Origin of the sequence: Shewanella sp. GD04112 (assembly GCF_029835735.1) — a bacterium.
In the GTDB taxonomy this organism is placed as follows: Bacteria; Pseudomonadota; Gammaproteobacteria; order Enterobacterales; family Shewanellaceae; genus Shewanella.
Genome location: NZ_JAOEAL010000001.1, coordinates 1,897,792 through 1,920,647, shown reverse-complemented (window position 1 = coordinate 1,920,647; position 22,856 = coordinate 1,897,792). Strand labels below are relative to the sequence as shown.

Below are 22,856 nucleotides of genomic sequence, written 5' to 3'. Positions count from 1 at the left end.
CGCAAATAATATAAGCATCATCGGTGCTTGTAAACAGCAATTTTTCAATATTGTGTCAAATGCTCATCTTATGTTCACCAAGATGTTTTTTCAGGCAAATAGCCAACAAATTTTCAGCAATATCTGAGTAAACCAACGCAAAAACACCTATACAGTAAGAGACTTGCCGTCTTGGTATGGTAAAATCGCGGTAACTTTTCATGGTAAATGCTTATATGAATTCACTCTTGATACCATCATCCTCACTCGCGCCTGAATTTAACCTTCCTACCCTGCCGCAATCGGCCACAGGGTTAAAAGCCCTGCTTTTAGGGCAAGAACGTGTATTGGATGCCTTTAAGTTACATAACGCCATTGCCGATCAACAGCTCTACCTCGCCGATTTTCCGGGCATCGACCGACAACTAATCATGCAAGCCCTAATGGAAACTGTCGACCCCTTATCCAGCGCTTATTTAGTGGCGGCTCGGCCTGTAGAAAAAGCCATTCAGTTCCAATGGCAGTATGAAGCGCCACTCGATAATCAAGGCGCCATTGCCGAGAAAAATGTCAGTTACCGTTACCTGAGTGGCAATATCCGCCGTGCCGATCTTCTCGGTCGCATGGTGCAATCGGCAAATGGCAGCAAATATCAACCCGGTGCACTCGCCCAGTGCCACTATGTGTTTATCTGCGCCGAATCACTGTGGAAACGCGAAGGCCTATGGGATCTGGTCATGCAAATTCTGACGCAAAAATCCTATCAGATAAGCAGTCACCTAAGCCCTATACCGCTAAATTGTAAAATTATTCTGATTGGTGCGGGCTTAATCTACAGCCAAGTCCGCTCTGAAGACTGGCAATTTCAGCGCCACTTTAGTTTGCTGGCAGAGCTGGCAAGTGAACTCGATCTGACGCGCTTTAAAGAAGTGCAATATGCCAATTGGTTACAAGCCGTGGCTCAGAGCGTTGAGGTTGGTTTAGAGCAATCAAGCCTTGCGCCGCTGTTTAGGCACAGCGCGAGGTTGACCGAACATCAACGCCGTTTGAGCTTATCTATGCTCGATTTTGCCCAATTAATGGCTCAGGCTAAAGTTTATCGCGGCAAAGCCGCTATCAATGCCGCCAGTGTTGAACACGCACTCGAGCAAGCCAACTATCGCCATAACAGCTCAGAGGAATTTTCAGGGCAAAGTTTTGATGACAATTTCATAAATCTGCCAACTGAAGGCGCTATGGTAGGACAGATTAATGGTCTGACGGTGATCGATGCTATCGACCATAGCTACGGTGAACCCGCGCGGATCACTGCAACCGTGCACTATGGTGATGGCGAAGTGGCAGACATTGAAAGAAAGTCCGAGCTGGGTGGCAATATCCACGCCAAAGGCATGATGATCTTATCCGCCTGTTTGTATCGTATCTTTGGTCGCGATGCACCGTTGCACCTTAATGCCAACATTGTGTTCGAACAGTCCTACCAAGAGATCGATGGTGATAGTGCTTCGCTCGCCGAGTATTGCTGTTTGATGTCGGCGATTGCCGAGCAGCCTATTATCCAGTCACTCGCGATTACCGGCGCCTTGGACCAATTCGGCAATGTGCAAGCCATTGGCGGCATTAATGAGAAAATTGAAGGCTTCTTTAATCTGTGTGAGCGTCGCGGCTTAACTGGCGAACAGGGCGTGATTATGCCGAAGTCGAACGTTCTACAGCTTAACCTTGCCCCAAAAGTGGTAACAGCTGTAGGCAAAGGACAATTCCATATCTATGCGATTGAGCATATGGACGAAGCGGTGGAGCTGCTGATGCAGATGCCCGCAGGGGTTGCCAATGAAGATAATGACTTCCCAGAAGACTCCTTATACGGCCTAGTGCAAGAACGGCTCGATAAGTTGGCAGGAAATGGCGAGGAGGAGATTAGCTTAATGACGAGATTACTCGCAAAACTGGGATTATTTCGCCATTAATTAGCTGATCGGAGTTGTTTAGCTTACACGTGTTCGCTAATCTTGGCGGCTCTTATTGCTGGAGTAGTAAAACAATGAATAAAGCAAACAGTTTCAATAAAGAAGAACTCATCGCCTGTGGCCATGGGAATTTATTTGGTCCAAACTCGCCTCGTTTACCCGTCGATAATATGCTGATGATCGACCGGATCATTACCATTAACGATAACGGCGGTGAATTTGGAAAAGGTGAAATTGTTGCTGAACTCGATATTAATCCAGACCTATGGTTCTTTGGCTGCCACTTTATCAGCGATCCAGTGATGCCAGGTTGTTTAGGCTTAGACGCCATGTGGCAGTTAGTGGGTTTTTACCTCGGTTGGGAAGGCGCAGAGGGTAAAGGCCGCGCGCTGGGCGTAGGTGAAGTGAAATTTACCGGACAAGTTTTACCCGGTGCGAAAAAAGTGACCTACAAGCTAAATATCAAGCGTACTATTCATCGTAAGTTAGTCATGGGTATTGCTGATGCCATCCTTGAAGTTGATGGTCGTCAAATCTATAGCGCGACTGATTTAAAAGTTGGCGTGTTTAGCGATACATCGACCTTCTAATCACCGCTGTACCCTACACGACTCGATACAAAAATGCCCTCATCTGAGGGCAATTATGCTGCATTACTCTGTCTGTTCTGGGCTATTTAATCCACGAGAAACACTCGTTATTTATTAAATAGCCCATTAACTCGGCCATCCACACCTTCACGCCAACCACCTAACCACTGTGATCGCGAATCAAGATTTGCATAAGGACAAAGCTCTTTAGATCGACCCCCAATACCCGCTTGGAATCCTTTGGAAAAAGCTCTGTCTAAACGATCTCGTTTTTGTCTTTTCATGCAAGCGTCCTCTGTTCTACGTGAAATAGAAGCAACAGCTTCATTCATAGAAATAGTGCTTTTCAGCGCCGAGATCAATCAAAAAATCGTCCATTTTATCGACTATTTATTAAACTATTGAGATCATGGTTAAAAAAAATCGAGGCATTTAGCCTCGATTTTTTTAGTCTGAATTCAAGCTGAAAAATTAGCGAACGCGGCGACGTAACCAGACTAAAGGTAAGGCAAGTAACCAAGCGATAGATGCAGCGCCCTTACGTTCGTAATTGCCCGTATCAGTGCTATCATCCACAGTACAAGCTTCACCATTAGTCGTCGGTTTTAACACAACCATAGTTGGAATATAGGCAGTGACAGGATCGCCATTGCCATTAAGTTCAAACAGCGGTTCACCATTTTCACCTACGATAATATTTCCATTATCATCTAACTGAAACGAAGGTTTACGGATAAAGGCGGTACCTACGATAGTACCATCTTCATTAATGCTGGTCGCTTCAACAACGAGAATATCACTATTATAAGTCAGTACTTTTCCTGAACCATCGGTGAATTCAACCTTATGGCGAGCCCAATTACCATCCGAGCCCTTTTCAAAACCCTTAGATTCACAGGTCAGTAAGTTATTGAGGTTACTGAACTCCCCGGTAGACTTCTCGTAGAGGAAGCCCGCCTTAGGACGTGGTTTTTCCTTATCGTAGGTGGTTTCGATATAACCAACGACTTGACCTTTGTTATTGATATCTTTGGGTTTACTCGAAAGGTCTGTGGTCGTTGATGCAAAATCATTCGGCGTGACATAAGCAACATCAGGCGTATTGGTATCAAAGTAGAAGAATTTATCACGTGGATAACCTTGGATATTACTTCGATAACTACCCACAAGGATGCCGTTGTCGTTCACATCGTAAGCAATTGAACTCGAAACAGAATCCCCCATTGGGATCCAATGGTATTGATAGTTGCCCTCAGCATCTTTACTCCAATAGGCAGCATCCTGGCGCAATCTATCTGTATTACCGTTACGGTAAACGTGCGAGCGTCCTGCAACTACGCCTTCATTGTTCACACCCAGAGCTTGAGCCGTAAAGGTTAAGGTGTTATCACTCGCAGGGGTTAAGCCTAAAGGTAAAACTGTGCCAGTTGCTACGCCATTATCCAGTTGCCACACATATGCACGGGTTTGGTACTGAATATTGCGCGTACCTTGAGTATTCGGATATTGCTCGCGCTGGATACACACATCTAACGGTAACGTGTTATCTGTACCTAAACAGTAGGCGACACGTTCGCCACCATATTTACTGATATCAGTACTAACATAACCAACAACTAAATTGTTATTGTTGATCGCAGTTGCCGCAGACCAACCGCCTAACTCAACGGTTTTGTCATCTTTAACATATTGAGTATAAGGTGGGGGTAATGGGATCTCGCTATCCCCCACTTTGACAAAACCGCGATATTCATAATCACGGTAATACCAGTAATCTGTCGTAACATCCGTAGTGGCGGTATTTTCCGTTTTCTTTTCAGGTGCAGTCATACTGCCCACTTTCACGCCAGCATCGTTGATACCATAGTAAAAGGTATCGACTGAGTTAACGACCGAAGTATCACTCGGTGGCGTAGTGCCATTGATACTGTCAAAGGTCGGTAACCATGCGCCAGCGGCACCATTTTGTGCAGCGATAAAAGCAAAGTTATTGGCAATAATGGCAGACGTAATCGAATAAGTAATGGTTTCCTCAGGGGCTATACCATCTTCGACGTCAATAACCCCGCCTTCCACATCTGAAGTGCTAAGTTTTTTCTTACCTTTGGCGATACCGACCAACTCATCGTTAGCATTCACGCCCAAGGCATAACCGTTGCGAGTGCCTTCGAGCGTGCCTTGCAGATCATAATTATCAAGGTTAACAATTTCATAGACGGGTGCAGCATGGGCACTGTGTAATACGCCAAGGACACCTAAGGCAACCAAGGAGAGGGCTTTATCCAACTTTGACTTCATTAATTCTATTCCCATTTTTATTATTGGTTTACTTCAGTGACTCAAGCTCTTCCCATCGCTCGAAGCAAACTTCCAATTGTTTTTCTTTATCTGCCAACAGGTTCAATATCGGATTGATTTTATCCTGTGTCTGACTATAAAAATCTGGGCGCGCCACTGTGGTTTGCAATTCGAGGATTTCAGCCTCTAATTTCTCCATTAACTCAGGCATGGCCTCTAATTCACGCTGTAACTTATAGGACAGTTTTTTCGCGGCTTTGGCGGGCTCAGCCACTTTCACCTCAGCGGTTTTTGCTGTCGCAGGAGCTTCGACCGTGTTTGGCTGACTAGGTTCCTCAGAATAAAACTTTGCCCCTTGGTCAATCGCATCTTGATAACCACCAACATACTCGCTCCAATGCCCATTACCCGCATACCACCAGCTGCTGGTGACAGTGTTATCGATAAAGGCCCTATCATGGCTCACAAGTAACAGTGTGCCTTGATATTCAGTCAGCAGCGACTCTAGCAATTCTAGGGTCTCAATATCAAGATCGTTTGTCGGTTCGTCGAGGATAATCAGGTTAGCGGGACGAATAAGTAACTTAGCCAGCAGTAATCGGTTTTTCTCACCGCCCGATAATGCCTTCACAGGCGTGCGGGCGCGCATCGGTGAAAAAAGGAAATCCTGCAGATAACTTAAGATATGGCGATCTTGACCATTAATAGTGATGGTCTTTTTACCCTCACCCACGTTGTCTTCAACGGTTTGCTCAGGATCCAGCGCCTCACGGTATTGGTCGAAATAGGCAATCTCTAACTTAGTACCGACTTTCACCTCACCCGATTGAGGTTGTAATTTCTCAATCAACAGCTTAATAAGGGTCGATTTACCACAGCCGTTAGGGCCAATAAGCGCAATACGATCCCCGCGAAGTACTGTGGTATTAAAGTTTTTAACCAGATTTTTATCGGGCAGATTGTAGTTTAAGTCCTTCACATCGAAGACCAACTTACCCGAACGCTCGGTATCAGCCACCGCCATCTTGGCATTGCCCTGACGATTTAAGCGCTCACTACGTTCTTGACGCAGTGCTTTCAATGCACGCACGCGGCCTTCGTTACGGGTACGACGGGCCTTAACGCCTTGGCGGATCCAGACTTCTTCTTCGGCTAATCGCTTATCGAATAAAGCGTTTTTCTCGGCCTCTACCCTTAACCATTCCTGCTTGCCATCAAGATAAGCTTGATAATTGCCAGGCCATGAGGTCACTACGCCACGGTCTAAATCGACGATACGGGTGGCCATGCGGGCAATAAAGCCCCTGTCGTGGCTGATAAACACAATGGCGCCCTGGAAATCCAAAAGGAATTTTTCCAGCCATTCGATGGTATCGATATCTAAGTGGTTAGTCGGTTCATCGAGCAGCAATAAATCCGGCTCACTCACGAGGGCGCGGGCAAGCGCCACTTTACGCTGCCAGCCACCGGATAATTCACTCAAGGATTTATCGGGATCGAGCCCTAATAATTCACAATTTTGTTTGATGCGCGAGTCTAGCTGCCAGCCGTTATGATGATCTAAAGTCTCTTGCAGCTTTTGCATTTGATTGAGCATACGCTCCATCTGCTCAGGTTCGGCAAAGGCCACATCATGAGACAGTTGATGGTACTGCTCTAACGCTTCACCGACTTCCTTTAAGCCCGCAGCGATATAAGAATAGACAGAGCCCTGCTCTGCCTTTGGTGGATCCTGTTGCAAACGACTAACAGTGACGCTGTTGTCGATGTTGAATTCACCTTCATCGAGCAACACATCGCCGGATAAAATCTTCAATAGACTCGACTTGCCCGCGCCGTTGCGGCCAACAATACACACTCGCTCGCCACGCTCGATGGTGAAATCGGCATTTTGCAGCAGCGGAGTGTAACCATAGGCTAACGAGCCATTATTGATACGAACCAGACTCAAACTAAGCTCCTAAAAATTCTTGTAATTGGGTAGCGTCAAAGGGCCAAAAGAGGCAACACTCATCCGCGGCTTTCACCACGGGAATACACACGCCATAACGTTCAGCTAAGGCTTCATCATCACAAATATCGATGGCCGTAAAGGGCACCTCGGCGGCATTAAGCAATGCCGCAGCCTGTTCACATAAGTGACACCCTTCGGTGTGGTATAGAATGTAACCCGCTTGCAGTACATTATGCATGGGTGATAAGCCAAGTGTTATGGATATGGGGATTGCGCTTGTAATCCATCGGCAAGGTCAGATCATCGATGTTTTCCACCTTGATTTTCATCTTGGCCAAGGTTTCGGTGTCCATCTTAAACTTGCGTTTGTTGTTGGAGAACACTATCTCCCCATTTGGACTTAACAGCTTGATGAGCATGCCCAGTAAATTCACATGGTCACGCTGCACATCGAAGGAATCTTCCATCCGCTTGGAGTTAGAGAAGGTCGGCGGATCGATAAAAATCAAATCGTACTGCACGGATTTATCGAGCGCACTATCGCGGATCCATTGCAAACAATCGGCCTGAACAAACTCATACTGCTTGCCATGAAGGTCGTTTAACGCAAAGTTTTCCTTCGCCCACGCCAGATAGGTGTTTGACATATCAACCGTCGTGACCGACTTAGCGCCACCTAATGCGGCATGCACAGAGGCAGAACCTGTGTAAGAGAACAGGTTCAATACCCGGCGTCCTTTCGATTTTTGCCCCACTAAACGGCGGGTTAATCTGTGGTCAAGGAACAAGCCTGTATCCAAATAGCCCGTCAGGTTCAGCTTAAACTTAGCGCCATATTCGGTGGTGATAAGTTCAAGCTTTCGCTCATCCAGCTTTTGATACTGATTGGTACCCTTTTGACGCTCACGAGTCTTCATGGTGATCTTATGCGGTTCGACACCAATCGCGGCAGGCAGAGCCAGTAGCACATCGCTTAAACGGCGTTTTGTCACGGCCTCTGGAATGCTGGCCGGCGCCATATATTCCTGCACCACGATATGGTCTAAATAGCGGTCGACCGCGACGTTATATTCGGGAATGTCGGCATCATATAAACGGTAACTGTCGATACCTTCTTTTTTCGCCCACTTTTCTAATTGCTTAGCGTTTTTCTTAATACGATTCGCAAACGCTGGCGCGATATCGGCAATGTCCACGCCTTCTGGCAATACGGGCGTATCACGGCGAGTGCTTTGCGCGTGCAAGGTATAAAGGTTAAAGGCACACTCTAGCGCACCGTTAAACATCTTCATCTGCTTATCGGCTTTGAGTTTCAGCGCCGAAATTAGCTCGATATCGCTACAGAGCATGGCCACTTTCCAGCCGCCAAACTCCTTTTTAAACTTGTCGCCTAATTGGTAATACAGCTGCAATAGCTCAGAGACACTGCCTAAACGCTCACCGTAGGGAGGGTTAGTAATGAGGTAACCTTCGCCAGCGGGCGGCTCGACATTGAGCGCATTAGCCACTTTAAAGTCAATCAGTTCAAGTACACCGGCGTTTTGCGCATTGCGTTTTGCCAGTGCCACTAAGCGCGAATCGATATCCGAGCCGTAGAACTTCACGTCACAACGTTTTACACCTAAGGATGCGCGCGCCTTGGCCTCTTCTAAAATCTCATGCCAGGTGGCTTTATCGTGGCGGCGCCAATGTTCAAAACCAAAACGGCCGCGCTGCAATCCTGGAGCAATATCGGCAGCCATTAATGCGGCCTCAATCAGTACAGTACCACTGCCGCAGAAAGGATCGAGTAAGGTGGTTGGCGCGGCTTTCCAGCCACTGCGCACCAACATGTTAGCGGCGAGGTTTTCTTTTAACGGCGCTTCACCAGTCGTAGAGCGATAACCGCGCTGATGCAAAGAAGGTCCCGAGAAGTTCATCGCAATGGTAATCACCCCATTACGGAAATGGGCGTCGATTTTAATGTCGGCATCGATACGAGCGACGTTTGGACGGGCATCACCGTCATAACGGAAACGGTCAACAATCGCATCTTTAATCTTTAACGCACCAAACTGGGTGTTATTGATAAAGCCGCCAGTGCCGTGAAAATCGATACTAAAAGTGTTGCGATTGGAGAAATGAGCTGACCAATCAATACAATAAGCTGCGTTATATAATTGCTCCGCCGACTCACAGGGGCCCTTATAGATCACCAGCACGATACGGCTGGCCAAACGCGTCCACAGGGTAATACGGTAGGCTAAGGCAAGCGGCGCGGTAAAATAGACACCGGCAACACTCTCTTTAATCTCAGTCGCACCAAATTCTGTCAGTTCTTGGGCTAAGCTATATTCAAAGCCCTTAGGGGCGGCAGCAAAAAAATTAAGCATGGGATAATCAATACGCAGTCAAAATCAAAGCGACATTATACCTGTGAAGCGACATAAAAGATAAACAGTTATTAGCCGAAACTCGATTTAGTCAGACAGTTAGCACTCTTTTTACTGCAGATAAACGGAGCATATCGCCCAGATTGTCCGAAATTCCCCCATTACGATTCATATTTAAGCACTCGTCCACTTTTTTGAAATTCCTCCTTGCAATGCCACAGCGGTGCCGTTATAGTTCGCCCCGCTTTAAAGACGGACGCGGGATGGAGCAGCTTGGTAGCTCGTCGGGCTCATAACCCGAAGGTCGTTGGTTCAAATCCAGCTCCCGCAACCAATTTAAAGCCAAGGTAATGATATTCAAAAGGATATCGAATCTTGTAAATCCTCAATATCGGACGCGGGATGGAGCAGCTTGGTAGCTCGTCGGGCTCATAACCCGAAGGTCGTTGGTTCAAATCCAGCTCCCGCAACCAATTATCTACTTACTATCACTAGGCCAGCATTAAGCTGGTTTTTTTGTCTCTAAAATTCACGTCTTGTTTCTCATATTCGTCTCGAACAGTTGTAACTAGACGCTCGTCGGGCTCAGCCCTTTATAAACAACGGGCGAAGGTCGTTGGTTCAAATCCAGCTCCCGCAACCAATTATCAACTTAATATCACTAGGCCAGCATTAAGCTGGTTTTTTTGTATCTAAAATTCGTATAAGTGAATGGCTACTGCTTGCTCATTACTAATCTTTTCCCCTGTTTTGGTCTGCTGTACTAATCTCATTTCCCAAAGCGTCGGCGATTTTCATCAAGCCTAATTAATGCCAGGATTTCAGTCATAAATGCCAACAGAGTCGTTTGCCGCCCAATACGCATTTCTGCTATGATCCATCGCTGACTAATCATAATTCCACAAATTGACAGATAATCAGCACTTAGCCTTTTATCTTGCGATACCAACCCATCGCCTGCAGGTACAAATATGATTAACCACTTTAGTGTGCTCGGTATCAAACCTAGCGCCAAAGAAGACGATATTAAAAAAGCCTATCGCCGGCTCTCAAACAAATACCATCCCGATAAGTTGTTAGGTGCCTCTGATGAAGAAAAAGAGCAAGCATCACAACAACTTGAGCGCGTTAAAAAAGCTTATGAAGTGCTCTCAGATCCCAAGCTTAGAAATGCGTTTATCCGAGACTTCAACAATGTGATCGTGACCGATCCCAATGGCGCGATGCGCGAATTATGGGATCAGTTTTACCCTTAAGCGGGTTATTTCCAGTGCAACGCTGGGAGTGCCAAATTAATGAGCTTAGTTTGCCAAGCCCCTTAATTTGGACCTTTTATTGCAACACGGTTTATTTTGAGAAGCTGTTTGTTTGATAGCTTTTTATTTCGAGACATGCCCATGGCCAAAAAACTGAATATCTCACGCATTAATGAGCTTAAGACCAATGCCTACGACAATATCGAGTCCTATGATGACCCGGATACGCCCAAGGCACTGGAACAATTTACCAGTCAAATCAAAAAAGTATTACAGGCCGATCCTAAAATGCTCGAGTCGGTACCCGAGTACCTGCCTGTGGCACTCTATGGCCGAGTCAAATTTCCAAGTGACGCCAAGCTCAAGTGGGCTCACTGGATTAACACCGCAACGCAACCCGAGTGGGACGAGTTCAAGGTCACTATCGGCTTTAACAATGCCGATGTCCCATTAGTACAGGCGGTGCGCGCCTATTCAGAAGATTTATTGATTGAAAGCTGCGCCGTACTCTATCTACTGGAAAACCAAGGCAAAACTGCACCTGCGCCTAAACGCAGCGCTGACGATGATTTTGAAGACGAAGACAGTGATTACGCCGATTATGCCGATGACGACGATGATGACGGCGAAGAGGAAGATGGCTATTACGATCAGTACGATGATGAGGACCGCTAATGAACACTAGTCTCATTGAAATAACCGTTGCCGAGATTAAAGAGCTCGCCGATGTCGAGCCAAAACAAGCCAGTAAACGTTTCGAACTCATCGCCACCACAATGAACGATGAGCAATTAGTCGAAGTTATTGAAAAAATGGATATTGTGACCCTGACGCAAATCAACAGTCACCACGATATATCCTGCCCGTCAATTATGTCGGAGCTGATGACCCCAGAGCAAATTCGCGACATCGTCTGTCAGCAACCTTTGTATTGGGAAGAAAAAATCAAGAATAATGCAGAAGAACTCATTCAGCATACCTTTGATTTTTTGACTTATTTAATTCGCATCCAAGACAGCGAAGAAAAACAAACTGCCATTTTAGAGTGTATTGCCGAAGATCCCGCTGGCCTCTTCTATCTGTCTATCCCCTTTATTGAGATGATGCTGGGCGAGCGCCACGACGATGAAGACCACTTCAACGATTATTATGACGATGAAGAAGATACCGACACCGTCGGCTATGACAGCCGTGTCGACAGTGAAGAAGCCCATAGCTTAAGCCTAGATGACCCACGTAGTCTGATGGCGTTAATCCATGAGCTGGCACCCGATGTAGAAAAAGCCATTAAAAACCTGCTGCGTAACGAAAGCTCTGGCTGGGAGATGATCATTAATAAGTTCGTCAATGAACTGGTTATCCAAGCGAAAGAGAAAAACCAAGTCACGGACGAATACGCAGAAGTGGATGATATGTTTAGCTTTTTAGATTAAGGATCCCTAGATGCAACTGGTACTGCGTGATTTAGACCAAGGCCCATACCTGAGCAAGGTGTTAGCCAAAGGCCAAGCAGACGACACCCTTAGCGGTGAGCAGCTCGCACAAATCAAATCTAAAGCCATTTTGATGAGCCTCAAATTGGCGGATAAGTTCTACAACAAGTACAAGATGCACTTACTGGAGCAGGCGGCGCAGGATGTGATTGGTGTCGTCAGTCTCGGATTAATGGAACTGTCTGATCAGGACCAACAGCAAGCGGTGCGTTTATTGCTCACCAGCGACGGCGTAGTCAAATGCTTCCAAAAGGGTTGGAGCATGCTCAGCGTCGTCAGCAAACATAAGCTGGCGAACGGTAAGTCGCTCTATGGTGATGTGGACAAATTCCTGCTGGAACAAGTCTCTACACCGCCTGACGCCGAAGAGTGGCTGGGCAATGAGGCCTACCAGGATGCCTTGGCCGAGCACCAACGTCAGCAATCGATTGCGGCGCTTATGGCGCAATTTTATGCCCAAACCAGCTACGATCCTTTAGATTTCTTAAATCTGGAGAGCGTATTGGCCGAAGCCGTGCTGTATCGAATGTTGTTTGATAATGCCAAAGTCAGACAAGATCTGAAAAAGCGCATTGCCAAAATCAGCTTGCAGGACGAATGGTTTAGCCTTGAGTATATCGAGCAGCAAACCCAAAAAGCCTTGGCGGAACTCCCTGCGGAGCTGGCCGAGACTATCGGTAAAGATTTGGGTAAAAACTTTGCACCAGCATTGCTGCGTACATTGAATTTCGCGAAAAGCTACCGCGAACTGCTGCTTAGCGACGCCTCCCCTGAGCGTTTAGAAAGATTCGAGCATAAAGAAGGACTCGTCGGTCTACTCGGTTGGCCGCTTTATATCGTGCTTTAATCCTTATCGGGGCGCTAATCAATTAGCGCCCTCTTTTTATCTGCCGTCTGAATTTGCTTACCCTTCGTTTATGGTCTCGCCACCAGGTGCAATACAAAATACCGGCATCGCCGCATCGGGGCGAAGATAGCCCCAAATTCTGAGCCCTTGTGCTTCTTTACTGTAGGGAAGCCGATACTTGTGCAGTTGCGCCTCGATATAATCAGTAAAATCCGTGGTCTTTTCCGACAGTAATCTGCCGCGGTGTTCTCTTTTGAACGGGTCAATATCAAGCCATTCAATCCGCTCGCAAATCGCGAGTAACTCGTCCCACCACACTGGCGTAAAACCTGGATTTGGCCCTTCATCTTCCAGCAGCTTATAACGCACATGGGGCACAAACTCTGGCGTTTCATGGAGTGCCAGCTCAAGTTGACGCCATTTAGTGAGGCTCATCATCGAGGTTAATTGATGCTGATTGAGGTACGCCAAGGTGTCTGCATTCATTGTGATGCGCCTGCTCCCTATGAGTAAAAATCCTTAAGTGGCGTCATCTTAGCGCAAGCGGATAGATACTTAAATCGACTTAGTTTGAATTTAGAGCACGTTATGGTCAGTTGATACAGTCAGTTAAGATAGTCATTAAGTAAGTGAATCAACGTAAAAAAAGCCTGCAATAGCAGGCTTTTGATATTTAAAGAAAGGGGCTAACGCTTAACGGAACGTCAGTGACGTGGTATCCGTTAATTTATCATTGTCTTTTACGGTTAACTCGACCGTATGGAGTCCGCGGCGAGCTTGACGAAACACCACAGGACCACTTGCACGGCTACCGTTATCAAACTTCCACTTATGCTGCTTGATCACACCGTCTGTGTCATAGCTGGTCGAAATAAACATATCGACTAGCCATAAATTGATGTGTTGAATTTGCGCAACGGGTGGTTTCTTCACGTTCTCAACCACGACAGACACCATTTGTGAGCTGCTATGGCTTAAGCCGTCATTATCGGTCACGGTTAACGTCACAAGATAATCACCAGTTTGCGCATAGGTGTGGAATACTGATTCGCCCATGGCTTGAGTGTTGTCACCAAAGTCCCACTCAGTAGAGACGATTTGACCGTCGCTATCAATGGAGCTTGACGTCAATTGCACACTCGCACCATTCACAACCTGAGTGAAGCTGGCCTCAGGAGCCACCTTTTCCGCTTCGAGCAGCAGAGAAATCACCACAGGATCATGATCCGATGAGCGATAAGTATCACTGGCGTACAGATCTTGCACCTGCGCAGCCGTCTTGAACTCTTCGTTGTAATCTAACACGCGCGGCTCGTCGGTATTGATATGCCACTCGGTCACATCTAGGACCTTATCCACTAACGCGGCATTAGCCAGCGCATGGTCTAACTGCCCCGATTCACCCGAGAATACATAGGAATAAGGATTGGCTTTTTCGAGTTTTGCAAACAACTCGCTAAAGCCAGCATTAGCCAATGCGCTTAGCGGATCTTCCTTGGCGTAGGAGTTTAAGTCGCCAATCAGCAGTACGCCTTGCTCTGGATACTGCGCGGCAATCCACTGCCCCGCCGCCGTTGCTGCGCGGGTACGGGTAATATTGCAGTTACCTTGGCCATCGTTCATATCTGGATCGCCAGCACACTCACTGCCCTTAGATTTCAAGTGATTAACCGCAACGACTACACTTTCATCACTGCCGTTTAGCGCGAAGGCTTGAGTCAACATAGGGCGATTTTTGCTGTCGTCAAACAGCGGCTGCCCGGCGTCATCTAAGGGAGAGTTAGCGCTCGATAAAATACGCGCATCACCCTGAGGGCTCACCTTGTCACTGCGATAAATTAAACCGACGGTAATCGCATCCGTACCAATAGCGCTTAAGTTGCTGCCGTTAACCTTTGGAATAACATAGGCATAGCGATTTTCACCCACGGCGGCATTGAGGCCCGCCACGAGATCGGCAATCGCCGAGTTAGCACCAAAACCATCGTTCTCGATTTCCATCAGACCAAACACATCAGCACTGATCCCCACCATAGCACTGACAATCTTCGCTTTTTGACGCTCAAACTCACTCAGGGTATTGGCACCACGCGCAGTCGGGAAACCACCGCCCTGTCCATCACCATTAAAGTAGTTCAGTACGTTAAAGCTGGCGACTTTCAGGTTGCCACCTTCGGCAAGCACTGGCGATTGTGGACGAGGATTTTCCGCCACAAAATTAACTGGCTCAGTCGGCATAATGCGATAAAGATTAAAGCCGTAGTGCATGACGCCCGTCAGGCTCGTGGCTTTATCGCCCACACGCACTGTGTTCGACGCGCTTAAACCTGGCGCGGGGAAAATCACAGGATCAGGGTTCTGCGCCGTTAGGCCATCGTCGAGTAAAATACTGTCTTTAAGATTGGCCGCCGTGACGGCTAAGGCATCGGCACCTGGCGCAGCGACTTGTGTCCCAATAAAGTGACGGCTGCTACCGAGTGATATTTCACCATAGCGGCCCAAGTTGTAGACTTCGTTCACCACCAGATCTTGGCTAAAGCGGACGCGCATGCCTTCAAATGGTTCAAAGTCATCGCTCGAATTCACAGGTAATGTCACCACGGCGGCTGCGGGTAGGGGTTGTCCGGCGGCACACAGTTTATGATCGGCAACGGTAGTCAGTTCCGTTAAGCCTTGATATTCAGTGACTTTAGCCTTTAAGCGTACACGGTCGCCCGCCACGTAACCCGTAGGCGCATTACCGGTATAAACAAACACCCCTTCCGAAGTTTGAGGATCGTTATCGGCTTCGTTGTCGGCCATTTGCACGAAGATGCCCTTTAGGCCAGCTTCTTGGTTACTCACCACGATGGCTTCTACCACTAAGGTTTGTCCGTTTAACGGACTGACATTGGTCGAACCTTGTAGGGCATGGATAGGCGTTGAGGCTTCACCACAGGCTAATGAACTCGGTGGCGGCTCAACAGGATCGGTGGGTGTGCCTGCGCTGAACTTACCCAGATCCGAGATATCGTCTTTGGCAAAACCTAACCATGTATTAAAGGTGACAGCATCATCAATTATGGTATCGGCGATTAGCTGTTCGGGATTGCGGCGCAGGGTATTGTCCTGCGTCGATAAATCACCACTGCCCCACTCAGTGCCAGGATCGACACCTACTTGGCCTAAGCTATCAATCACTTGGTCTTGATAGGTCAGCACAATGGCATCGTCACCATTGAAAAAACTCGCGCTGCTTTGTTGATTCGTCACCGCCAGAATATCCGCCGATGCGTCGTTATCAGCAACCACATAAGTCGCACCTGCGGCTAAGGTACCGTTTAGGGCGATAGTCGTGCCCACATTGGTGCTGCCATTAAAATAGAAGCGCAATTGATACTGGCTTAAATCGAGAGTGTTGGCAGTTGGGTTGTACAGCTCAATGGCTTTGTTATTGCTGCTGCCTTCAACATATTCAGAAATAATCAGATTATCGGCAGCATGGGCAAAACCACACACGCTACTGATGGCTAACGCCAACAGTGTTTTGTTATTAAACATTATGACCCCTAATAAGTATCTTTTTTATATTGGTATTGAAGTTAAAGACTTACGATTTTTCGAAGCGCTTAGCCTCGAAAACTGACGATACTATAGGGAATCAAGGTTACAAATTAGTTGCACGCAAGTTGCAACTTAAGATGGATATTTAGGCGACGATTTAGCGGATTGGACTAGGAAAAATAGCGAAGATGGCGAGCATGGCTCACCATCTTGTTAACGATCATCAGGCTTGCCCGTTATAGCGGTTGCAACTGCTCATCCAGCAGATTCACCAACAACAACTCCCCCCGAGCGCTGGCTCTGAATTCTCCATACTTTGCTTGGCTGAAGTGGTCGGCTTGACCCTCTTCGAAGAAGAAACTATTTGAGGCGAGCTTTACTCTATGATCACGCAGGCGAAAATCTACCGTGAACTGCTCAGCCGTTTTTGGCTGAGCACGGTAAATACCGACAAAGTGCGCCACCTTTTGCGTATCGAGCGTCAATAACAGTTGCCCCTGCGTCATTCCCTCGGGCAGTGCGGCGCGTACCTCCTGCGCAATGGCATACTCCAAGGCCATATAATCCCCCTGCATAATCGAGCGAGGATCCACTGGCGCTAAGGCAAAACGTACCACTTGGCCATCTTGTAATAACTGCTCAAACTGAGCGATTCGCCAGTTGATGCTTATCAGCAGTACCGCGGCGGTAAACACTACTAAGACTAAGGCGCGCTTATGGAAACGGCTTAATGCTAAGGTCGCTTTATCCATTATGCTTGCTCCTTATGCTCAACCTGCACTTGTGTGATAGGAAAAAAGCGCCACATCAGTAACCTTGCGATAATCAGCACTCCGCCTAATCCCATCAAATACAGAGATTTAAGCATCAAGGTGGTCTCGAGGGAATAATAATAGCCCGCCGCAAACACTAGCCCGGAGGCGATTCCCATCCCCTTAAGCCACGCCTCGTGCCCGTAGTGCCCCAACAATATCAGCAGCACAGCCGTTGATAAGCCCTGCATTGGGAAAGACAGTGCAGCAATAAACACTAATCCTAAAAGCGCAAATAATATGGCGGGATGGGTCAATGGGGTCTGCCATTGTTTACAAAGACTCAGGAGTAAAAAGCTGCAGATGGCAAACACGACCAGTAAATGAACTGCGGTTATCCCCGATTGCCAATCCACTGCATACAACTGCGAAAACTCGCTATCCAGACTAAACACATACATAAGTTGAATGGTGAGCAGATTTGCACTGGTGGCAAAAATCCACATTCTCGCCCGTTGATAGTGGTGCCCAGTGCGGTGAAGATTGAGTAGCACAATGCTCGATAATAACAGCCAGAGCGTCGGCGTTAACGATAACAGATACCACTCGGCCAACAGGCCTGTGACACAGACACTACAGCCAAATGCAAATACCCACTGAGCCACAGCGTGCTTGATAATCCCCCAAAGCAGTAAAAACAGTGCCGCCATGCTCAGATACCAAGCCAGATTGAACGCTTCACCGAGTAAATCAAACAGCCCCCAAGCTAGGGCAAGCGTACCGCTTAAACAAGAGGCAAAGGCAAACTGCTGCAAAAAGTGTTGTTGGCGCCCGCCCCAATATAAGGCAAGCCCTAAGCCTAAATAGCTGCCACCGATAAAAAGCGACGCGCCCCCTTCGAATCGCCCCCACAGGCTATCGAAAAGTGACACCATAAAACCTAATAAGAACCAAGCGGCTATCCAGGCCGCACCGGCTTGCATGAGGGCGATATACCAGGGCATGTCTTGGGATTCGGGCAACTCTGGGGTATTCACTGCGCCATTGGCATATAAACTCTGCCACAGAGATTGCGGCGCAGATATCTCGCTTGTTTGCAGCGACTCATTGAGGTGCTTATTCATGGCTTAGCTCCTCATTCTCACTGGGAGTCTGCGTAGGCGAGATGCCAGCTTTAGCTTGCCGATGCAATCGCCTTAACACAGTGCTTAAGCCTGTGCTCGCTAAAATGATGTAAAGCCCAATCAACAAAAAGCCGCCAATGGGATCGCTATTGCGAAACAGCAGTTCGGTGAATAACGCCGCGCCGACGCTGATCAAGCTAAAGCCACCCAATGCCAAGGGATAAACCTGCAATCGTTTGTGCCTGAACCACCAGAATCCAAACAATAGATGGCCAAAATAACCCACCCACACCGCAACCAGCAGCGGCTTAGTGTCGCTCGGCTCAAAAATCATCCAACACACTAGTAAGGTAAAGCACCCCATGGCCGTCAATGAACTCGCATACTCTACAAATGGCGCATGCCAACGTCTGCTGGTACTGCCAAGAAACATAAAACCGTAGTAGATAGTCAGATTAAGGACCACAAAAAGACATAACCACAACTGTTCATCCAGCCAGAGCGAAGCCGTATCGGCATACAACCCAAGGCTTAAATTAACTAGCCCCACCAGCAGTAACCATAGGCCATCAAAGCCTGCCACCCACGCGAAGGGCAAAATCGCAAGCGCCCAAATGGCGAACAGCTGCCAAGGATCGGCGCCAGTTTGATAAGTTTGCCCAACTAGCGCGAGCAGCCCACCCACTAACATGCTCACCACCAGCAGCGCAGCATTGGCAAGGGTTGCTCCGAACAAACAATGAGAAGGGTCAACGAGCTGCTTCGCTGCGCTGCGATAATACAACCAGACAAAGCTGACAAGGCTAATTAATAGCGCCGCTTCAATCAGCGCAAACTTGCTCATTAGCGCGAGTGACTGCCAGTTATAGGCAAAAAAGAAAATCACCCCGCAGGCAAAGCTTAACGCCCCCGCCCATTGTAAAAGCTGCGCCAATAAGCTGCGCCAACTGGCGGCATTGGGTGGTACGGATAACTGTCGATAGAGTTCGTTTGCCTCGGTTGGCGTGAGATGTCCCTGTTCCAGCCATTCATAGACGTGCGAGGTAAGATGGCGCAATCTGAAATCTCCCTATTATTACCTGAGGTTGACAGCGCAACGATCACTATGAGCTACCACTAAGTGCGCGACAAACCTGCCAAGCAAATTGCCAAAGATAGTCCCTATTGTATTGATCAATAGAGCAAATAGATAAGTGAATCTTCAGCCTTATCCATAAATCACCCAAAGGGATATGAGTACTGTCTATTGGCAGGGGAAATCCGAGTTCAACGAACGCGTTTATAACTGCAGTGGACTGAGCACCGCAAGCAAGGCTATCAATAAAAAGACTAAGGATTGCAAACGGAGTCGCAGGCTGGCTTGAGGTGGGGATAATAACGCCACGTAAAACAGCCAAATGGCATACATACCGTAGTTAAGCCCCAAAAACAGCAATAGGCTGTAGCCATACATTTCAGGAAGGAGTTTGAGCGCACACACCAAAAACACCGCGGTAGTGGATACATAGAATACCGATTGGCAATAAAATAGCGCGCTGAACCACTGCTTATCTGGCTCAGATAATGGCGCACTCATCAGCTTCGGCAGCCGCTTTTGTTTCCCCTCCAGTAAGTGGTAAACGCACACACCTGCACTCAGGATTGTTGCTATCGCCAAACTGATCATTGGTTATCTCTCGCCCTTATTCGCGGCCATCAGGCCCATGCTCGTCTAGGGAGTAAGACCCGCCAAAGCGGCACTCTATTACAACAGCCGTAATCTTAATGACAAAAGCTGTACGCTATTACACATAGCATGTGCCATGACACAGGTATCGGCGGAATCACATTCATAAAGACTAAATCATGCTAAACCACAATCAATCTATAAATAAACTTCAGATAACAAAAAGGAGCCACAGGCTCCTTTGTTTATCACAGGCAAGGCTTACATGGTGGCCATGGTCCAGTAATCGAGGCGCTTTTGCGGATCGGCTAACAGGTTTTTACACTCTTCTTTGTATTTGCCCATTAGTGCACCTAAGTTACTTGAGCCGCCTAGACTCTGGATCTGGCGCGCTTTAGCGTCGGCCACCGCTTGAGTGACTTCGGCTTCTGACTGATACTTCTTCGCCAGATTTTCAGCCTCGACTTTAGAGGTTTTTAAGCGCTCACCCACAGCTTGCATTTGCGGGGCATTCATGGCGCCAATGGCCTCGGAACTGATTTGATAATAAGCAGCACATTCAATGGCTTCTTTACTAAAGGCCTTTTCTGCCTCATCGGCGACTACGCTATGGCTCACAGTTAACATTAAGCCGGCAACGGCAAACGCTTTAAACATCTTGTTGTCCTTTTTATTAGCAATTAAGCATAAACTACTTAAGCAATGAGTGGATCTCAAGCTCGTAAGTTAAAAATTTCTGATCCCGCACAAACCCTAAGGCCTCGTACAATCCCTGCGCGCGGGCATTCTCCTTTTGGGTCTCCAGCACTAAGGCGCGAGCGCCCTGGGCTTTGGCATATTCCGCCGCCTGTTGCACCAACGCCCGACCGATGCCAACACAACGCGCATGCTGGGTGACAAACACATCGTTTAGGATAAAAATCGGCGCTAAACGCAGCGATGAAAAACTGGGATACAACTGCACAAACCCCAGCCCCATTCCCTCGGGGGAGCGCGCCATAAACACCACGGACGAGGCATCCTGTAAACGCGCACGAATAAACTGCTCCGCCGCGAGGACATCATCCTTACAGCCGTAAAACTGCCGATACTCATTAAATAACAGGGCAACCTCATGACTATGGGATACGTCAGCGCGAGAAATAATGTTTGCCATCGGCCTTTCCAACCTCAAATCTACATGCGTGTTGCGAGTCCAAATAGCGAATGACCATCGCCATTTGAAGCAGCAATCCACCCTACTCTACTGGTCGCTGTTGTAAGCGAAATGCTAAGTTATGTTTCACTGTGGCCCATTCGGAATCGATAATGGAATACACCACGGTATCGCGGATCGTGCCATCCTTGAGGATTTTATTGTTGCGCAGCACGCCATCTTGCTTGGCGCCGAGGCGGGCAATGGCTTGGCGAGATGCTTGATTATGCCAATGGGTGCGAAACTCGACGGCAATGGCATCGAGGGTTTCGAATGCAAAGGTCAGCAGTAATAACTTGGACTCGGTATTGATCCCCGTGCGCTGGGCGCGCTTAGCATACCAAGTGTAACCAATCTCCAAATGGCGATGCTCGCTCTCCCAATGGCAGATACGGGTGCAGCCGACAATCTCACCGGAGAGACGGTCGCGCACCGCAAACGGGAAACTCTCGCCGCGCGCTTTCTCATCCAAGGCTTTAGTCACATAGGCTTTCATCTCGCTTGGCTCTGGCACGCTGGTAAACCATAAACGCCACAACTCGCCATCTGTCACTGCTAAACTCAAGGCGGCAACATGGGATAAAGAGAGGGGTTCTAGCACTACATGTTCACCCGTTAAACAACCTAAAAGATCGCGTTCGCCCACAGTATCGCCTCCATTAGCTGACTAAAAAGTGTGTCCTTGCGCACATTTTTTACTAGCCTAACATTAATCTAAAATAAAAAAACCTCTATTTTCAATGTGATTTGATAATTTCATTCTAGGTGCTGACGCTAAGATTTCCTTAAGCTTCGCCTTAGAAAATGACATGTTAATGAATCGAATGAGGCTAGTTCTGATACCGCTAAATAACGCAGGGCTCGAAAGAGTTCGGATAGTGATGCCCCCTTTTAGCCTAGCGTCAGCGCAAACTAGCAAAAGAGAGCGACTTAGGCATCGATTGGGCGGATGTCGATAACCCAGCCCATTAAGATCAAAAAAGCGCAGTGTTTACTTAAAAACACTGCGCCTTGAAATCATATTAAGCATTTCAGCAGCATCAAGCCTTTACGGCCCAATCATTAAAACCCGTGCACGCTATTACTCACCCTAAACCAACCAGCAATACTGTTGCGCTGGGCTAAGGTTCTACTCACCTCGTGGGGGAAGCGCTCGCTTAAGAAAATCACAAAGTGGCCCATTTTAGGCGCGATGCGTTCAATCTCATTATCGGTTTCATCGTAAATAATCAGCTCGCCGCAATCTGCAGGCGTCCAATCGGGATTTAAGAAAAAAACCGTGGTTAAGATACGGTTTTGACTGCCTTTTAGCGCATCCACATGCTTCTTATAAAAGGCGCCGGGTTGATACACGGCATAATGGCTTTCGTAGTCGAATAACCCCATAAATAATCGACGATTTAAGCCATCCTTTAACTGCGTCATCAAGTCTAGATAGAGGCTATCAGGCTCACTCTGCTCCTCAAGCCACTGGATCCTATCGCGGCGGATATCGGGATTGAGCTGCTGCTCAGCGCCACGTCCAATCGAGGCTGCTTTGAGCTCATGTATTTCTGTTGCTTGGATTTTTTCCAATAATACTTGGCTAATGGGGTGAGGAATTAACTCGGGTAAAAAAATATAGCCTTTGTCTACCAAGGCGTCAGCGATCACATCCACCACTGCTTCACTTAATTGCGAAACCATTAATGCTACATCCAATAATAAAAGGCTACGCTTTAGCTGTACTCAAGGGCTCAAAGGAGGGGGAACTGAGCCTGATTTTCGAGGGGCGTCGATACGGGATAAAGAAGCTATCCCACAGTCAAATTTGGCGG

General features: G+C 47.6%; 21 protein-coding genes and 2 tRNA genes. 8 read left to right on the top strand and 15 right to left on the bottom strand.

Annotated elements, in window-relative coordinates; genetic code table 11:
* Positions 1-215: 215 nt before the first annotated feature.
* Complete coding sequence (locus tag N7386_RS08595; RefSeq protein WP_126512960.1) at positions 216-1,949, top strand: AAA family ATPase; 1,734 nt, start codon at positions 216-218, stop codon at positions 1,947-1,949.
* Positions 1,950-2,023: 74 nt separating this feature from the next.
* Positions 2,024-2,539: a bifunctional 3-hydroxydecanoyl-ACP dehydratase/trans-2-decenoyl-ACP isomerase gene (fabA, locus tag N7386_RS08590; RefSeq protein ID WP_011625892.1), complete on the top strand. Its 516-nt coding sequence runs from the start codon at positions 2,024-2,026 to the stop codon at positions 2,537-2,539.
* Positions 2,540-2,646: 107 nt separating this feature from the next.
* On the opposite strand, the gene rmf is transcribed toward fabA, so the two are convergent.
* The 5 genes from rmf to rlmKL all read right to left on the bottom strand — a co-directional run bounded on the left by rmf (position 2,647) and on the right by rlmKL (position 9,163).
* A complete protein-coding gene (gene rmf / locus N7386_RS08585) occupies positions 2,647-2,823 on the bottom strand; it encodes a ribosome modulation factor (protein ID WP_011071969.1) in 177 nt (58 codons plus the stop codon).
* 187 nt (positions 2,824-3,010) lie between these two features.
* Positions 3,011-4,837, bottom strand: coding sequence for a DUF3466 family protein (locus N7386_RS08580; protein WP_126512959.1), 1,827 nt, complete (start codon positions 4,835-4,837; stop codon positions 3,011-3,013).
* Between the two features lie 28 nt (positions 4,838-4,865).
* Positions 4,866-6,788, bottom strand: a complete 1,923-nt coding sequence (locus tag N7386_RS08575) for an ABC transporter ATP-binding protein (RefSeq protein WP_126512958.1) — start codon at positions 6,786-6,788, stop codon at positions 4,866-4,868.
* Between the two features lies 1 nt (position 6,789).
* Entirely contained in the window at positions 6,790-7,029 is a 240-nt protein-coding gene (locus N7386_RS08570) for a glutaredoxin family protein (RefSeq protein ID WP_126512957.1), read from the bottom strand.
* Positions 7,022-9,163: a bifunctional 23S rRNA (guanine(2069)-N(7))-methyltransferase RlmK/23S rRNA (guanine(2445)-N(2))-methyltransferase RlmL gene (rlmKL, locus tag N7386_RS08565; protein WP_126512956.1), complete on the bottom strand. Its 2,142-nt coding sequence runs from the start codon at positions 9,161-9,163 to the stop codon at positions 7,022-7,024. Before rlmKL ends, N7386_RS08570 begins: the two co-directional genes overlap by 8 nt.
* A gap of 257 nt (positions 9,164-9,420) precedes the next feature.
* Here rlmKL and N7386_RS08560 point away from each other — a divergent pair.
* From N7386_RS08560 to N7386_RS08535, 6 genes are all read left to right on the top strand, one after another.
* Positions 9,421-9,497, top strand: a tRNA-Met gene (locus tag N7386_RS08560).
* 62 nt (positions 9,498-9,559) lie between these two features.
* Positions 9,560-9,636: transfer RNA gene (locus N7386_RS08555), tRNA-Met, on the top strand.
* Between the two features lie 498 nt (positions 9,637-10,134).
* Positions 10,135-10,419 (top strand): J domain-containing protein, encoded by a 285-nt coding sequence (locus N7386_RS08550; protein WP_011622321.1) that lies wholly within the window; start codon positions 10,135-10,137, stop codon positions 10,417-10,419.
* A gap of 141 nt (positions 10,420-10,560) precedes the next feature.
* Positions 10,561-11,094, top strand: a complete 534-nt coding sequence (locus tag N7386_RS08545; RefSeq protein ID WP_279768011.1) for a hypothetical protein — start codon at positions 10,561-10,563, stop codon at positions 11,092-11,094.
* Positions 11,094-11,852 (top strand): hypothetical protein, encoded by a 759-nt coding sequence (locus N7386_RS08540; protein ID WP_086904444.1) that lies wholly within the window; start codon positions 11,094-11,096, stop codon positions 11,850-11,852. Before N7386_RS08545 ends, N7386_RS08540 begins: the two co-directional genes overlap by 1 nt.
* A 10-nt stretch (positions 11,853-11,862) precedes the next feature.
* Complete coding sequence (locus tag N7386_RS08535) at positions 11,863-12,759, top strand: hypothetical protein (RefSeq protein ID WP_126512955.1); 897 nt, start codon at positions 11,863-11,865, stop codon at positions 12,757-12,759.
* A 57-nt stretch (positions 12,760-12,816) separates the two neighbouring features.
* Here the strand turns inward: N7386_RS08535 and N7386_RS08530 are convergent, their stop codons facing one another.
* The 10 genes from N7386_RS08530 to N7386_RS08485 all read right to left on the bottom strand — a co-directional run bounded on the left by N7386_RS08530 (position 12,817) and on the right by N7386_RS08485 (position 22,725).
* Positions 12,817-13,245, bottom strand: coding sequence for a DUF6678 family protein (locus N7386_RS08530; RefSeq protein ID WP_126512954.1), 429 nt, complete (start codon positions 13,243-13,245; stop codon positions 12,817-12,819).
* Between the two features lie 207 nt (positions 13,246-13,452).
* Positions 13,453-16,299, bottom strand: coding sequence for an ExeM/NucH family extracellular endonuclease (locus tag N7386_RS08525; protein WP_126512953.1), 2,847 nt, complete (start codon positions 16,297-16,299; stop codon positions 13,453-13,455).
* 239 nt (positions 16,300-16,538) lie between these two features.
* Entirely contained in the window at positions 16,539-17,054 is a 516-nt protein-coding gene (locus N7386_RS08520) for a GDYXXLXY domain-containing protein (protein ID WP_126512952.1), read from the bottom strand.
* Complete coding sequence (locus N7386_RS08515) at positions 17,054-18,178, bottom strand: DUF4401 domain-containing protein (RefSeq protein WP_126512951.1); 1,125 nt, start codon at positions 18,176-18,178, stop codon at positions 17,054-17,056. The genes N7386_RS08520 and N7386_RS08515 overlap by 1 nt, the downstream gene beginning before the upstream one ends.
* The gene (locus N7386_RS08510) at positions 18,171-19,235 is read right to left on the bottom strand and encodes a DUF2157 domain-containing protein (RefSeq protein WP_126512950.1); all 1,065 of its coding nucleotides are present in this window, start codon (positions 19,233-19,235) and stop codon (positions 18,171-18,173) included. The genes N7386_RS08515 and N7386_RS08510 overlap by 8 nt, the downstream gene beginning before the upstream one ends.
* Before the next feature lie 222 nt (positions 19,236-19,457).
* The gene (locus N7386_RS08505) at positions 19,458-19,844 is read right to left on the bottom strand and encodes a hypothetical protein (protein WP_126512949.1); all 387 of its coding nucleotides are present in this window, start codon (positions 19,842-19,844) and stop codon (positions 19,458-19,460) included.
* A gap of 261 nt (positions 19,845-20,105) precedes the next feature.
* On the bottom strand, positions 20,106-20,501 hold the full coding sequence (locus N7386_RS08500) for a hypothetical protein (protein ID WP_011625878.1): 396 nt from the start codon (positions 20,499-20,501) through the stop codon (positions 20,106-20,108).
* A 34-nt stretch (positions 20,502-20,535) separates the two neighbouring features.
* Complete coding sequence (locus N7386_RS08495) at positions 20,536-21,000, bottom strand: GNAT family N-acetyltransferase (RefSeq protein WP_126512948.1); 465 nt, start codon at positions 20,998-21,000, stop codon at positions 20,536-20,538.
* Positions 21,001-21,082: 82 nt separating this feature from the next.
* Entirely contained in the window at positions 21,083-21,685 is a 603-nt protein-coding gene (locus tag N7386_RS08490; protein ID WP_011622309.1) for a GNAT family protein, read from the bottom strand.
* Positions 21,686-22,101: 416 nt separating this feature from the next.
* Entirely contained in the window at positions 22,102-22,725 is a 624-nt protein-coding gene (locus N7386_RS08485) for a 2OG-Fe(II) oxygenase (RefSeq protein ID WP_126512947.1), read from the bottom strand.
* Between the last annotated feature and the right edge of the window lie 131 nt (positions 22,726-22,856).